At 33.1% G+C, this 15,165-nt stretch carries 13 protein-coding genes; 10 read left to right on the top strand and 3 right to left on the bottom strand.

What is annotated here, in order from left to right:
- The first annotated feature begins 20 nt into the window (after window positions 1-20).
- The 7 genes from BHE19_RS10040 to BHE19_RS10010 all read left to right on the top strand — a co-directional run bounded on the left by BHE19_RS10040 (window position 21) and on the right by BHE19_RS10010 (window position 7,586).
- Window positions 21-764, top strand: coding sequence for an RDD family protein (locus BHE19_RS10040; RefSeq protein ID WP_070906993.1), 744 nt, complete (start codon window positions 21-23; stop codon window positions 762-764).
- A 190-nt stretch (window positions 765-954) separates the two neighbouring features.
- Window positions 955-1,803 carry a hypothetical protein gene (locus tag BHE19_RS10035; RefSeq protein ID WP_070906992.1) on the top strand — a complete coding sequence of 283 codons (849 nt, stop codon included), beginning with the start codon at window positions 955-957 and terminating at the stop codon, window positions 1,801-1,803.
- Window positions 1,804-1,896: 93 nt separating this feature from the next.
- Window positions 1,897-2,499: a trimeric intracellular cation channel family protein gene (locus BHE19_RS10030; RefSeq protein WP_070906991.1), complete on the top strand. Its 603-nt coding sequence runs from the start codon at window positions 1,897-1,899 to the stop codon at window positions 2,497-2,499.
- Window positions 2,500-2,671: 172 nt separating this feature from the next.
- Complete coding sequence (locus tag BHE19_RS10025) at window positions 2,672-3,643, top strand: GNAT family N-acetyltransferase (RefSeq protein ID WP_070907148.1); 972 nt, start codon at window positions 2,672-2,674, stop codon at window positions 3,641-3,643.
- A 15-nt stretch (window positions 3,644-3,658) separates the two neighbouring features.
- Window positions 3,659-4,759 (top strand): DegT/DnrJ/EryC1/StrS family aminotransferase, encoded by a 1,101-nt coding sequence (locus BHE19_RS10020; RefSeq protein ID WP_070906990.1) that lies wholly within the window; start codon window positions 3,659-3,661, stop codon window positions 4,757-4,759.
- A gap of 18 nt (window positions 4,760-4,777) precedes the next feature.
- Window positions 4,778-6,091 carry a CDP-glycerol glycerophosphotransferase family protein gene (locus tag BHE19_RS10015; protein WP_070906989.1) on the top strand — a complete coding sequence of 438 codons (1,314 nt, stop codon included), beginning with the start codon at window positions 4,778-4,780 and terminating at the stop codon, window positions 6,089-6,091.
- Window positions 6,092-6,128: 37 nt separating this feature from the next.
- A complete protein-coding gene (locus BHE19_RS10010) occupies window positions 6,129-7,586 on the top strand; it encodes a lipopolysaccharide biosynthesis protein (protein ID WP_070906988.1) in 1,458 nt (485 codons plus the stop codon).
- An 89-nt stretch (window positions 7,587-7,675) separates the two neighbouring features.
- On the opposite strand, the gene BHE19_RS10005 is transcribed toward BHE19_RS10010, so the two are convergent.
- Window positions 7,676-8,581 (bottom strand): glycosyltransferase, encoded by a 906-nt coding sequence (locus tag BHE19_RS10005; RefSeq protein WP_070906987.1) that lies wholly within the window; start codon window positions 8,579-8,581, stop codon window positions 7,676-7,678.
- 86 nt (window positions 8,582-8,667) lie between these two features.
- Here BHE19_RS10005 and BHE19_RS10000 point away from each other — a divergent pair, with 86 nt between their 5' ends.
- Together BHE19_RS10000 and BHE19_RS09995 are read left to right on the top strand one after the other, a co-directional pair.
- Window positions 8,668-9,060, top strand: a complete 393-nt coding sequence (locus tag BHE19_RS10000; protein ID WP_070906986.1) for a sugar 3,4-ketoisomerase — start codon at window positions 8,668-8,670, stop codon at window positions 9,058-9,060.
- Complete coding sequence (locus tag BHE19_RS09995; RefSeq protein WP_070906985.1) at window positions 9,057-10,148, top strand: glycosyltransferase family 4 protein; 1,092 nt, start codon at window positions 9,057-9,059, stop codon at window positions 10,146-10,148. Before BHE19_RS10000 ends, BHE19_RS09995 begins: the two co-directional genes overlap by 4 nt.
- On the opposite strand, the gene BHE19_RS09990 is transcribed toward BHE19_RS09995, so the two are convergent.
- Both BHE19_RS09990 and BHE19_RS09985 read right to left on the bottom strand, forming a co-directional pair.
- Entirely contained in the window at window positions 10,145-11,026 is an 882-nt protein-coding gene (locus BHE19_RS09990) for a glycosyltransferase family 2 protein (RefSeq protein WP_070906984.1), read from the bottom strand. The genes BHE19_RS09995 and BHE19_RS09990 overlap by 4 nt on opposite strands.
- Window positions 11,026-11,709: a cell division ATP-binding protein FtsE gene (locus BHE19_RS09985; RefSeq protein ID WP_026109865.1), complete on the bottom strand. Its 684-nt coding sequence runs from the start codon at window positions 11,707-11,709 to the stop codon at window positions 11,026-11,028. The genes BHE19_RS09990 and BHE19_RS09985 overlap by 1 nt, the downstream gene beginning before the upstream one ends.
- A 363-nt stretch (window positions 11,710-12,072) precedes the next feature.
- Between BHE19_RS09985 and BHE19_RS09980 the strand changes: the two genes are divergently transcribed.
- A complete protein-coding gene (locus tag BHE19_RS09980; protein ID WP_070906983.1) occupies window positions 12,073-15,087 on the top strand; it encodes a tetratricopeptide repeat protein in 3,015 nt (1,004 codons plus the stop codon).
- Window positions 15,088-15,165: the final 78 nt, after the last annotated feature.

Below are 15,165 nucleotides of genomic sequence, written 5' to 3'. Positions count from 1 at the left end.
TGCAGGCTAAAATATAAAATATGTCAGAATTATCTATAAATACGACACAAAATGTCAAAATAAATTTTATCGCCGCAACGATAGGGGAAAGAATAGGTTCTTATTTCATCGATTTGGCTATTAAACTGGCTTATGTGACCGTAATTTCCCTGGTATTTTTTTACGGATTAAATTTCGATAAAGTCCTGAACACCTTAGACAACTGGTCGAGAATGTCTATAATTTTACTAATGTATTTTCCATTTATCATTTATACCATAACCTTAGAAAGTATTTTTGAAGGACAGACAATTGGTAAGAAATTGGTAAAAATAAAAGTGGTAAAAATTGACGGTTATCAGGCGGGATTCGGTGATTACTTAATGCGATGGTTTTTCAGATTAGTTGATATTTCCGTACTTGGAGGAATCGTGGGACTTATATCCATAATTTCGAGTCAGAAAGGACAGCGATTGGGCGATATGGTTGCCGGAACAGCTGTGATTACGTTAAAAAATAAAATCAATATCAGCCACACTATTCTGGAGGAAATAGGAGACGCTTATGTTCCGACTTATCCTTTGGTGATTAAATTATCGGACAATGATATGCGAATTATCAAAGAGACTTTTCAAAGTGCACTTGCCAAAAACGATCATGAAATCATTTATAAACTGGTTGCGAAAATAGAGAGTGTTACCGGAATTAAAAATCAGTCAGGTAATAATAGCGACTTTCTGAGAGTCATTCTTAAAGATTATAATTTTTATACGCAGAATATGTAGCGTTTAAAGGGGCGAAAAAAAATGATGATAAATGTCATTTTATAAAGTTCTTAATTTTTGTAGTTTTACTAATACTAAAATCAACTTGTCGTAATGCTGATTTTTAAGCTGTATTACGGAGATATTTATTGATTTTAGAAAGGCGTTACCGAAAAGCTTTAAGAGTAGGATCATTTAAATTATAGAAATTATGAAAATTACAAAGGTTTTTGCAATTTTAATGTTGCTGATTTCCGTTACCAATTTTGCTCAGACCGGAAGCAAAAAACTGGATAAAATTATAAAAAGAGATTATCAGATTATTGAATGTACCATTGCAAAAATGTCAGATAAAACAGTTGAATATTCCTTACCTGGGGAAACACTGCAAATTTCACTCGACGTATCTCAGATTGCCAGAATTGATTTTGCGAGCGGGCGTTCTCAAACTTTTGATGTATCTGCAAATACTGCCAGTTCAGGTAATTCAGGACAGGTGATTGCTGCCGCAGAAATGAAACCCAATACCATTGCTGTGCTGCCGGTACCTTATGTAAACTCAGGCACTTTAGAAAGTTCAGAAGAAATGGCAAAATTTGCTCAGAATGATTTGTACAACAAATTACTGGATAAATCGTCGAATATTTTTCCGTTAACAGTTCAGGACTTAAGAGTAACCAACAGTTTATTGCACAAAGCAGGGATAGATTATAAAAATATCGATGAAACCCCAATCGAAGATCTTCAGCAAATTTTAGGAGTGGATAATGTCATCGCAACAAAAGTGTCGTATACTGTAACTGAGGGTTCAGTAGCTTCAACTTATAACAGCGGAAACGCTAAAGTGAGTGACAACAATAAAAAGCTTAAAACAAACGATATTTCGACTACAACATCAAGTACACAGACCTACTACAATTACATGGTTTATTTTGATATGTATAAAAACGGAACGAAAATTTATTCACAAACCCGTAAGCCATTCTTAAACATAAAAGACAGTTGGATGGATTCTGTTTCTTATCTTTTGAAAAGAAGTCCGATTTATGTGAAAAAATAAATAATCAGAGAGAAGAGGCACTAAAGAATATAAAAACAGCGCTAACCTTTGTACCTTTGCGGCTCTGCGCCTTTTGCAGCTAAAAAGTAAAAAATGTTTCATTTATTAGATATTATTGGTACAATGGCTTTTGCCATGTCGGGTGCTTTGACAGCGATGCATAAAAAGCTGGATCCGTTTGGTGTTTTTATCATTGCTTTTGTTACAGCCGTAGGTGGAGGAACGCTTCGTGATGTGCTGATTGGCAGAACACCTGTTGGATGGATGCTGGATTTGCAATATGTATATGTAATCATCCTGGGCTTTGGGTTTGCCATTCTTTTCAGAAAAAAGTTCGACAGACTGCGTACTTCGCTATTCTTGTTTGATACCATCGGATTGGGTGTTTTTACCTTGATTGGACTCGAAAAAGGGATTATGATTGGTTTGCATCCTGCAATTTGTATTGCCTTAGGGACCATGACGGCTTGTTTTGGTGGTGTGATTCGGGACATTTTGTGTAACGAAATTCCAACCATTTTTAGAAGAGAGATTTATGCAACCATCTGTATTTTTGGAGGAATCGTATTTTTTATTCTGAAAAAACTGAATTTAGAAGACGATGTTTTGTACTTAGTAACTTCTGTCGTAATGATTGTTACACGTTTATTAGCCGTAAAATACAAATGGTATTTACCGGCATTTGAACATAAATAAGATTTTTAAACAATAGTAGTGTGCTGAAAATTTAAGAGCCGCGAATTCACAAACAGAATTTAAATTTTTGTTAGACAATAAAAATTAAATTTGTGAATTCGCGGCAAACTTTTTTATAAGTTTGTTTCAACAGAACTCAAAAGAGAACCATAAAATTACCACAGAAAGCGGAATGAAATATACCGTAAGGAATTATCATAAAAACGATTACGAAATATGGAATGCATTTGTGGCGCAGGCTAAAAATGCAACATTCCTGTTTTACCGTGATTTTATGGAGTACCACGAAGACCGGTTTAAAGATTTCTCACTTTTGGTTTTCAAGGATGATAGATTAAAAGCAATTTTACCGGCGAATAAAGTCGAAAATTCGGTTTACTCACACCAGGGATTGACTTACGGAGGCTTGGTTTATAGTGAAAAAACAAAACAAGTTGACGTTATTGAAATTTTTCAGGCAGTTTTGTTCTTTCTGAACGAAAATGAGATTCTGAAACTGTATTATAAAACTCTTCCTTCTATTTACCATCTGAAACCTGCAGAAGAAATTTTGTATGCTCTGTTTTTGGCTGATGCGAAGCTGGTACGCCGTGATTCACTTTCAGTAATCGATTTATCTCAGGGAAATGTCGTATCAAAAATTAGAAAAAGAGGTTTTCAAAAAGGAGTTTTGAATCAACTGACTATCAAAGAAGAAACTGATTTTTATTTATTTTGGGATGAAGTTTTAATTCCCAATTTGAATAAAAAACACAAAGCAAATCCGGTACATTCAGCAGAAGAAATGTATTATCTGCAAAAGCATTTTCCTCAAAACATTCATCAGTTTAATGTTTATTTAGAAGATAAAATTGTGGCCGGAACTACGATTTTTGAAACTGAAACGACAGTGCATTGCCAGTATATTTCGAAGAATGAAAAGGGAGACTTAGGAAGCCTGGATTATTTATACCATTATCTGATTCAGGAACGATTTGCTCAAAAGCGATTTTTTGATTTTGGAATTTCGAATGAAAATGAGGGAAAGAACCTGAATGAAGGTTTGTCATACTGGAAAGAAAGTTTTGGAGCGGGTACTATAGTTCATGATTTCTACGAACTGGAAACGGCAAATTATAAGAAGTTAAATGGTATTTTTGTTTAAATAGAAAAAAAGAAAATGATATCATTTCTGGACCTGAAGAAAATAAACAAACCTTATGAAACCGCATTTCACGAAAAACTGAAAACAGTTTTAGAGAATGGCTGGTACATTTTAGGGAAGGAAGTGGAAACATTTGAAACCGCTTTTGCAAAATATTGCAAAGCCGATTATTGTATCGGAACAGGAAATGGTCTCGATGCTTTAACTCTGATTTTTAAGGGGTATATAGCTTTAGGAAAACTGCAAAAAGGAGATGAGGTTATTGTTCCTTCGAATACTTATATTGCTAGCATTTTGGCTGTATTGCAGGCAGATTTAGTTCCGGTTTTGGTGGAACCAAGATTAGAAACGTACAATCTCAATCCTGATTTAATTGAGGAAAAAATCAGTCCGAAAACCAAAGCCATTTTAGCCGTTCATCTTTACGGACAACTGGCCGAAATGGACCAAATAAATGAAATAGCAAATCGTAATAATCTATTGATAGTTGAAGATGCAGCCCAATCGCATGGCGCAATTAACAATCAACAATCAACAATTAATAATTTATCCACCGCATCAGCTTACAGTTTTTATCCCGGAAAGAACCTTGGTGCTTTAGGCGATGGCGGTGCCATTACGACAAATGATAGGGAGTTGGCAAAAGTGCTTTTTTCGCTTCGCAATTATGGATCTGAGGTAAAATATCACAATGATTATATTGGTGTGAATTCAAGACTAGATGAACTTCAGGCTGCTTTTTTAAGTCTGAAATTACCTCATTTAGATACCGATAATGAGAGGCGACGCAAAATTGCTAAACGATATTTGGCAGAAATAAAAAATGAAAAAATAGTACTTCCGTTTTGGGATTTTTCAAATAACCATGTTTTTCATTTGTTTGTGATACGAACTTCAGATCGTGAAGGGCTGCAGGCCTACTTATCCCAAAATAACATACAGACCGTAATACATTATCCAATTCCGCCACACCAGCAAAAAGCACTTCTGGAATGGAGTAATTTATCATTGCCGGTGACAGAAAAGATTCATCAGGAAGTTTTAAGCTTACCTATTAGTCCAGTTTTGACAGAAACGGAGGTTGATTTTATTGTTGAGGTTTTAAATAGATATTAGTTTTAATTGGAATAAAAAATGAGAGAATTAAAATTAGCTGTTAAACCTTACGTTCCTGAGAAAATTTGGATGTCGCTGATTAAAGCCTATAATTTTACAAACCTGCGCGCCATAAGGGATGGGTATAAAATTAGAAAGGCACCTAAAAATCATCAAAAAGCACTTGAAATCGTAAGGAAAAAAGAAAAGGTTAAAGTTGCTTTTTTTCTGACTCATGAATCGGTTTGGAAATACGATCTGTTATTTGATTTAATGCTTGCACATCCTCAGTTTGAGCCTCAAATATTTGTGTGCCCGGTTGTAAATTTTGGTAAGGAAAATATGCTTTTCGAAATGAATAAAGCCTATAATGCCTTTAAAAATAGAGGATATGATGTTTTTAGAACTTATGATACCGCTACAGCTGAATACTTAGATATCAAAAAGACATTTTCACCTGATCTTGTTTTTTTTACTAATCCTTATGAGGGTTTGCAGGATTACAGGTATTATATAAAAGAGTTTTCCAAAACACTAACCTGTTATGTTCCTTATAGTATCCCAACGGTTAATTATGAGTTTACCTATGATCTGAATTTTCATAATTTAATTTGGAAAATTTTTTCAGAAACGGATATTCATCAAAAAATGGCTTCCGAAAACCAAAGGAATAAAGCAATAAATAGAGTTGTAACGGGTTATCCGGGATTCGACCCTCTTTTGATAAATAAACGGCCAAGGGAGGTTTGGAAAAATAAGGATCCTGCTTTAAAAAGAATTATATGGACGCCGCATCATTTAATGAACGAGTTAAGCAAAGTATCTAATTTTTTGGAGTATTATGATTTCTTTTTAGAATTAGCCACTAGTTATAAGGATAAATTACAGATTACATTCAATCCCCATCCTTTATTAAGAGTTAAATTGGAAAATGATCCGAATTGGGGTAAAGAAAAAACCGATAATTATTTCGGTAAATGGATAAACCTTGAAAATGGTCAGTTTGGTGACGGTTATTATATCGATCTTTTTTTAACATCAGATGCACTCATACATGATAGTGGTTCTTTTATGGCAGAATATCTTATTACAGGAAAACCATCGCTTTTTATGATTCGGGATGAATCAATTATGGATTATTGGAGTACTTTTGGCAATGAAGCGATAACAGCACATTATCAGTCGAGAAACAAAAAAGAAGTGATTGATTTTATTGAGAATGTTGTCCTTAACGGGAATGATTGGATGAAAGATAAACGTTGCGATTTTGTACAAAATACTCTAATTCCTAAAAATAATTCAACCGCATCCGAAAACATTATGAAATACCTCGAAAGTCAAATTTTTGAATAATTTTGAATTGGAATTTAATTAAAATTTATTTTTATACATGCACGATACCTCTTTAAAATCAACTGCAATAAAAGGAGTTGTCTGGTCAGCAGTTGATAAATTTGCCATTCAGTTTGGGCAATTTATTGTAGGTATAGTACTTGCTCGAATTTTGCTGCCGGAAGATTTTGGAGTAATAGGGATGTTAACCATTTTTATAGCCTTGTCACAGACTTTTGTAGAAAGTGGTTTAGGAACAGGTTTGATTCAGCGTCAGAACAGAACCCATATTGATTTTTCGACTGTGTTTGTTTTTAATTTAGCGGTTAGTGTTTTTTTCTACGCACTGTTATTTTTCTCGGCTCCTTACATAGCATCATTTTTTAATCAGCCAAAATTAATTGATTTACTTCGGGTATTAGGTTTAATCCTGATTTTAAATGCTTTTGCAGTAGTTCAACGAACAAAATTAACAATTGCAATTGATTTTAAATCCCTGGCCAAAAGTAATGTAATTGGCATGATTGCCGGAGGAGTGTGTGGAGTAACGGCGGCAATAAGCGGTTATGGAGTCTGGGCGTTGGTTATTCAAATGCTTGTCGGAACTTTTAGTACGTCTTTATCTTTGTGGTTTTTAGGAAACTGGACTCCTTCTGTTGTCTTTTCAAAAAAGTCATTCACATCATTATTTGGTTACGGCTCAAAGTTGTTAATGGCCGGTTTGTATGCTCAAATCCTAAATAATACCTATAATATTTGCTTAGGAAAATTTTATGCTCCTGCATCATTAGGACATTATACAAGAGCTAAAAGTTTTGCCGATTTATCAGCAGGAATCATTGTTAGCATCGTTCAGCAAGCTACTTTTCCTGTTCTTGCCACCGTTCAAAATGATAGAGAAAGACTGGTTTCTATTTATAGCAGAATGATTCGTATGTCAGCTTTTTTTATTATTCCATTAATGACAATTATTGCTTTATTGGCAAAACCAATTGTGATAGTATTGCTTACAGAAAAATGGATTTCTCTGATTCCACTTTTGCAGTGGATGGTTTTTGCACGTATTTTTCTCCCTATGAGTGCAATTAATATGAATTTATTAAACGCAGTTGGTCGTTCAGATTTATTTTTAAAAGTAGATTTGTCAAAATTACCTTTAACAATATTAGCGATGATAATCACAATTCCATTAGGCGTAAAAGCTATCGTAATTGGTCATGTTATTACTTCAGCATTATCGTTCATTATAAATGCCTATTTACCGGGTAAATTTTATGGATATGGAGCGATAAAACAACTAAAAGACATGGTTCCTTTTTTTATAGCAGCTTTTGGAATGGCAATTTCGGTATATGCGATGACTTGTTTCGTGGATAATCTAATATTGCAATTGTTTCTTGGAGTTGTACTTGGAGGAGTAACCTATTTATTTATTTCCTATTTATTGAAGTTAGAGGAATTAAAGGAAGTCTGGCAATTATTTTTGAGTTTAAAAAGTAGACTTTTAAAATTTTGAGATACAATAATTCCCATTGAATACAATTAGTTTTACCATGTTGGAGAAGTATAAAATTTACAGTTTTAAAAAAGCCTTTCACTTATTTTTCAATACTTTTTAAAAGTGGTCCTCCAGAATAACCAGAATCGTAAGCTGAAGTTTTTAAATAATAAATTATAATCTTTGATTTGAAAAGTATGTACAATTTCATGATGTACTCTTTTCTGAACTGCAAGATCTTCTTTTTTAGTTCTGTTTAAATGAATGGCTTTTTTTAGAATCAAATAAGTAGAGAGATTCATTTTTCGAAATGCTAATTTTTTATTGTCATAGAAACTAGAAGTCAATGAATTCTCTGAGATTCTTTTTTTTACCAAAATTTCATCAATAAAGTCAAATTCATAGACACGGGAGGCTCTAATCCAAAAATCTAAATCTTCATAAGCAAGTGTTTCATCATATCCATTTAATGAATCGTAAACTGTTTTTTTTGTCATGGAAGAAACAGAACAAATACTATCTAAACCTGAGAGAACACTCTTGTAGACATCGCCATTTTGTTTTTTTTTAATAGTTTTGTGATTATGATCTACAGGGAAGTAATAAGAATCAAATTCACCTTTTTCTGTAATCAGTTCAGCATTTCCGTATACAATACCAAGATTTGTAAAAGTACTTTTCTTAAAAGTTTCAATTTGCAAAGAAATACAATTTGGAACTAAAACGTCATCTGCAGCCAAATCAATGATATAATCTCCTTTAGCCAATTTTAGTGCCATATTAAATGATTTTGTGATTCCTAAGTTCCTTTTATTAGTAATGAATTTTACTTTAGGATAATCCAAAAGCCAATTTTTTATTACCTTTTTAGAATCGTCATTACTACAGTCATCAATAATTATTAATTCAATAAACGGATAATCCTGTAGCATCACAGAAAATAAACTCTCCGCCACAAAATGTTCGTGGTTATAGCACAAGCAAATAACTGTAACTAATAATTTATCTTGCATTATTTTTAAAGAGTTATATATTTGATACGAAAATAAGAAATCGATAATAATATTACCTAATAAAATATAAAGCTGATAGTACAAGTATGGATATAGTAATGATTGATTTTCCAAAAATTGAAAATATCTTAGGTAATATTGCGGTAATTGAAAAGAATACAATTCCGTTCGCGATTAAAAGAGTTTATTATTTATACGATATTCCAAGTTCTTCTAAAAGGGGAGGTCATTCTCATAAAAAGCTACAGCAAATTTTAATTGCAATTTCAGGGAGTTTCGATGTGGTCTTAAAAGATGGGGAAACTGAAAAAACAGTACTTTTAAATAAGCCGGATAAGGGTTTGTTAATTACGAATAATATATGGCGTGAGCTCGAAAATTTTTCGTCTGGAGCAGTATGCTTGGTTTTAGCTTCGGAATTTTTTGAAGAAGATGATTACATAAGGAATTACGATGATTTTTTGATATCAAAGAAATGAAACTACTCTACATTACTCAAAGAGCAAACGAAGAAGGAGGGGTACAAAGAGTACTTGCGGTAAAAACTAATTATTTGATTGAAAAATTTGGCTATGAAGTTAGTATTGTTACTCAAAATGAAGGGAATGAAAATCTTTTTTTTGAGTTTAATAAGCGAATTGATTTTTACGATATATCTTTAAAAAGTAATAAAGCATTTAACCTGTTACAATATAAAAAAAAAATAGAAGAGTATATAAAAAGAATACAGCCCGATTGTATTATAGTTTGTGATTTTGCCTTAAAATCATTTTCAATACCATTACTCATAAACACAAAAGTCCCTATTGTTTTTGAGGCACATGGTTCCAGGTTTAATGAATACAGGAGTAATAGTCCTTTTAGATTTATAAGCAAGTTTAAATATGAGTACCGAAATTACTGTGCTTCTCAATTTATGCTTTTTATAGCATTATCACAAGAAAGTTTGAGTGAATGGTCTGTTAAAAACAGTCATGTAATTTCTAATCCGTTATGGATCGAAAGGGAATCCTTTTCAGATCTAAAAGCAAAAAAAGTTATCGCCGTCGCAAGACATTCGCATGAAAAGGGAATTGACAGATTACTTCAGATATGGAAATTAATTGCACAAAAGCATCCGGATTGGATATTAGAAATTTATGGCAAAGAAAATGAAGCTTTAGAATTGCGAAATTTAGCAAGAAAGTTAAAAATTGAAGAGCGTGTAGTTTTTTGTAATCCGGTCGAAAATATTCAACAAAAGTACACAGAATCATCAATATTTGTAATGACTTCCAGAAATGAAGCACTACCAATGGTATTGATTGAAGCGATGGCTTGTGGCTTGCCTTGCGTAGCGTATGATTGCCCGGTTGGACCAAAGGCAATTATAGAAAATAATAAAAATGGATTTCTTATAGAAGACGGCAATCAGGGCTCTTATGTTGAAAAGTTAAGCCTTTTGATAGAAGATAAAGACTTACGATTGAGAATGAGTGAGAAAGCAATAAAAAGTGTAGAAAAGTATAATTTACATTCTATTATGAAACAGTGGAATGAATTATTTGACTCAATTGTAAAAGCTTAATTTATACTACAATAATACCCTAATCGATAAAGATCAAAAAGAAAAAGAGAAGGATTTTTACCCAAAAGCTGTTTTTTGAATAAAGGTTTTAAGATTTTAAAGGCAAAAGAAACTAAAAATTGAAGACGGAACTTTTTTAAGATTTGAAAATAATGAGAAAGTTTTACATAATCTTTAGAAATTAAATCTGAATCTACTAGATTTTTTAATCCTAAAACGGCTTCTTCTGATTTTATCAAAAAAGTGCTACTGTTTTCAATTCCTAAATGATAAACCGGATTTTCAATATGAACAATGTCAATTTCATTTTGCATTAAATCGTATGAAAACAATGTGTCCTCGTGTCTGAGATTTGGAATGCTTTCGTTAAAATTGACTTTAGAAAAGATACTTTTCTGAATTAAAAAGTTTAGAGTCAAGAAAGAAAGATGCACATTTTTTTCTCGATCAAAAACACTTAAGGCCTCCCTTTTTGCGCCATAAATCCATCGTAGAAGTTTTTCTTTGGAAGGCTTTGATTTTTCATATAAAATACCGCCATAAATAATTTTCTCGCGATTATCTATTTTTGAAATATAGTTCAAAAGAAAATTCTCATGAACAGGAAATGTATCAGCATCGAGAAACAGTAAATTTTGATAAGCAGCTTTTTCTGCTAACAAGTTTCGGATAGCACTCCTTCCAATGTTTTTCTCTAGTATAAAAAATGAACCATTGTGAAATTGATTAATTTGTTGATTTTCATTTGTAAAAAGATTTGAGGCATCGTCCAGACAAATAATTTCAAAAGAGATATTTAACTCCACGGCTTGTTCATGAAGTTTTCTAACTAAGGAAACAACATCATAATTATAAACCGGAATTAAAATAGAAAGCACTATACGCTGCGTTGTACTACTTCAAAAATTCTTTCGTCTTCACATTTTAGGGTTTTAGACGGGAATTTCATCAGTAAAGCATAATCGTGGGTTACCATGATCACAGTTTTACCGTTGGCGTTGATTTTTTTAAGTACTTCAAGAACCTCTGAGCTGGTTTGCGGATCAAGATTTCCGGTTGGCTCATCGGCTAAGATAAATTCAGGATCGTTTAATAACGCTCTTGCTATGGCAACACGCTGTTGTTCACCGCCTGAAAGTTGATGTGGCATTTTGTTTAGGAATTCTTTCATGCCTACTTTATCCAAAACTTCATCGATTTTATGCTCCATCGCTTCTTTTTCAGACCAGCCGGTAGCTTTTAAAACAAAAAGCATATTGTCTTTTACCGAACGGTCCGGAAGTAACTTAAAATCCTGAAACACAATTCCGATTTTACGTCTCAAATAAGGGATTTCACTTTCTTTTAAAGTCGCCAGATCAAATTCAACGATATGTCCTTCACCCTCAGTTAAAGGCAAATCACCATAAAGCGTTTTCATGAAACTACTCTTTCCGGAACCTGTTTTTCCAATTATATAGATAAATTCACCATGCTGAACATCTAAATTAATATGAGATAAAATTTTCTTTCCTTCCTGATATATAGTGACTTCTTTAAGAGACAGTACGGTTTGCGACATAATAAAATTAATTTGAATGGTAAAAGTAATAAGATAACGCTTGGATTCAAAATAAATTTTAATCATTTCTGTGAGGAATTTCAAAAAAACAGCCACAGATTAAAGAATTAGAATGATTTTATTCCTTGTGCTAAAGTTAATTTTTCAATCTGTGAAAAGGGGTGAAATCTGTGTCAAACATAACAGAATCGTTGTTTCAATTGTAAAACAGAAAAATATTTCTGTAAAGTTTGAGAACCAATCTTTTGGCGTTTACTATGTAGTTTAATAATTGCGATTAAAATATTTATTCATAATAAATTCAAGGAACGTTTCGTTATAAACGGTATAAAATGATACATTTGAATACTAAATATAATTAAAATGCGTAAACTTTCCTGGTTCTTTTTACTCCCAATTATCCTTTTCTCAACCATAGTTTCGGCACAAAAATCAGCTATTTATACTTACGACTTAAAGGATTTTGACAAAGCACTGGCTTTATACAATGATAAACAATATGCTTCGGCTCAACTTATTTTCGAATATGTAAAAAATAATGCAACAACTGAGGAAGTTCAATCTGATTGTGCTTATTATATTGCTAATTGCGCCATTCGAACGAATAAAGTAAATGCTGATGCTCTGATGGAGAAATTTGTACACGATTATCCGACAAGTACAAAGCAAAATCAGGCGTATATTGAAGTGGCTCAGTATTTTTTTGAGCAGGGAAATTACCCGAAAGCGTTGCAATGGTTTGATAAAGTAGACGAAAGTTACATGAGCAAATCAGACTCAGATAAATTTAATTTTCAAAAAGGATACAGTTATTTCAGCGCTAAAAAGAAAAAGGAAGCAACTACTTATTTTAACAAAGTGGTAAATTCTGCTGATTTTGGTTCTCAGGCCAAATATTATTTGGGATTTATGGCGTATGAAGGTGATGATTATAAAGAAGCAACGAAATATTTTGATGAAGTTTCAGGCGAAGAAAAGTACAAAGAAAAGCTTTCGTATTATCAGGCCGACATGAATTTTAAGTTGGGGAGTTTCCAAAAAGCAATTGATTTGGGGCAAAAAGCCATGAGTAAATCGAATGATTTGGAAAAGTCAGAACTGAATAAAATTATTGGAGAAAGTTATTTCAATTTAAAGCAATATGGTAAAGCAATTCCGTTTTTAGAGCAATATGCCGGTAAAAAAGGAAAGTGGAATAACACCGATTTTTATCAATTGGGATATGCATATTACGAACAAAAAGAGTATGAAAAAGCAATTTCCCAATTCAATAAAATTATTGAAGGAAAAGATTTTGTAGCTCAAAATGCCTATTATCATTTAGGTTTAGCATATTTAAATACAGGTAAAAAGCAGGAAGCTTTAAATGCGTTTAAAAATGCTTCTGAAATGGATTTTAATGCGCAAATTCAGGAAGACGCAGCATTAAATTATGCAAAACTGAGTTATGAAATTGGGAATGCCTATCAAACTGTACCGGGAATTTTGCTCGATTTTTTAAAGAAATATCCAAATAATTCAAGCAGATCTGAAGTAGAAAAATTATTGGTTGATTCTTATATTTCTTCAAAAAACTACAAAGAAGCACTTTCGTTATTAGAAAAAAACAGGTCGGCAGAGAATAAAGCGGCTTATCAAAAAGTACTTTTTTACAGAGGTGTAGAATTGTACAATGAATCTAATTATCCCGAGGCAGGGAAAATGTTCAAAAATGCTGTCAGCGAACAAAAGACTCCTGAATTTACGGCCCGTGCGACTTTTTGGAAAGCCGAAACGGAATATATGACCGATGATTTTCAGAATGCTTTACTAAGCTACAAGCAATTTGCAGGATTAGCTGAGGCAAAAACTACTAATGAGTATAAAAACATCAATTATAATATTGGTTATGCTTATTTTAAACAAAAAGAATACGATCAGGCAGGGAATTCTTTTCAGGCACAAATTGACAATTCGAAAGAAGATAAAGTACGTTTGAACGATTCGTATTTGCGTTTGGGCGATTGCCGATTTGTGAGTTCGAAGTACAGTGCGGCAAATGAAGCGTACTCCAAAGCCATTGAAGCAAAAGGTGTTGACGCCGATTATGCGCAGTTTCAAAAAGCAATTTCTTACGGATTTATGTCTAAAAATGATAAAAAAGCCGAGGAGTTGAGCCATTTCCTTCAAATGTATAAAAAGTCGTCTTATCGCGATGATGCTTTATACGAATTAGGGAACACTTATGTTGCGGAGAAAAAGAACGACCAGGCACTTAAAACTTATGATCAGTTGATTTCAGAATTTAAAAACGGTTCGTTTACTTCGAAAGCCATTTTAAAGCAAGGATTGATTTATTACAATTCAGATCGTGATGATCAGGCTTTGGTGAAGTTTAAAAAAGTAGCAGCAGAGTTTCCTAAAACTCCCGAAGCTTTAGAAGCCGTTTCGACAGCCAGATTGATTTATGTCGACTCAGGAAAGGTGGATGAATATGCGACCTGGGTACGTACCTTAGATTTTGTGGCGGTAACTGATGCCGAGCTGGATAATGATACTTATGATGCGGCTTTCAAACAATATAGTCAGAACAACAGTAAGCAAGCCATAACAGGTTTTACAGGTTATGTGAACAAATTTCCAAAAGGAATGCATGCGTTGGAAGCCAACTTTTATTTAGCACAATTGTATTTTGCCGAAGGGTCAGAAACAAAATCAGTGGCAAATTATCAGTATGTGACTGATCAGCCAAGAAGTGAATTTACGGAGCAATCGTTGAGCAGACTTGCACAGATTTTCCTTAAAGCAAAAGATTGTGATCAATCGATTCCGGTTTTAGTACGTTTAGAAAACGAAGCTGATTTTCCTCAGAATAAAAACTTTGCACAGGCCAACCTGATGAAATGTTACTATGACAAAAAAGATTATGACAATTCTGTAGTGTATGCTGATAAAGTATTGCAAAACGCAAAAGCCGATGCAAATGTAAAGGCCGATGCACAAATTATCGTGGCACGTGCAGCAATGCAAACCGGAAACGAAGACAAGGCCAAAACGGCCTATGCTAAATTATCGGCAACTTCGAAAGGAGAATTAGCAGCGGAAGCCTTGTACTATGATGCTTATTTTAAAACCAAAGAAGGAAAATTTGATGCGTCTAATGTTTCAGTACAAAAGCTGGCTAAAAACTATTCGGCTTACAAATATTACGGAGCGAAAAGTTTGGTGCTAATGGCAAAGAATTTTTACGGATTAAAAGACAGTTATCAGGCAACTTATATTTTAGACAATGTCATTAACAATTTTACCGATTATCCGGATGTTGTTGAAGAAGCTAAGAAAGAGTTAAGTGCCATAAAACTGGAAGAGTCGAAAACAAATTCGTCGATCACGAAGTAAGTGTTTTAAAGAGAAAAGGGAATAGATGCAAGAGTAAAGATGCACGAGTAAAGATGCAAGAAGATAGAATAGAAGTCT

Source organism: Flavobacterium tructae (genome assembly GCF_001853485.1).
In the GTDB taxonomy this organism is placed as follows: Bacteria; Bacteroidota; Bacteroidia; order Flavobacteriales; family Flavobacteriaceae; genus Flavobacterium; species Flavobacterium tructae.
This window is presented reverse-complemented; position numbering and strand designations above follow the sequence as displayed.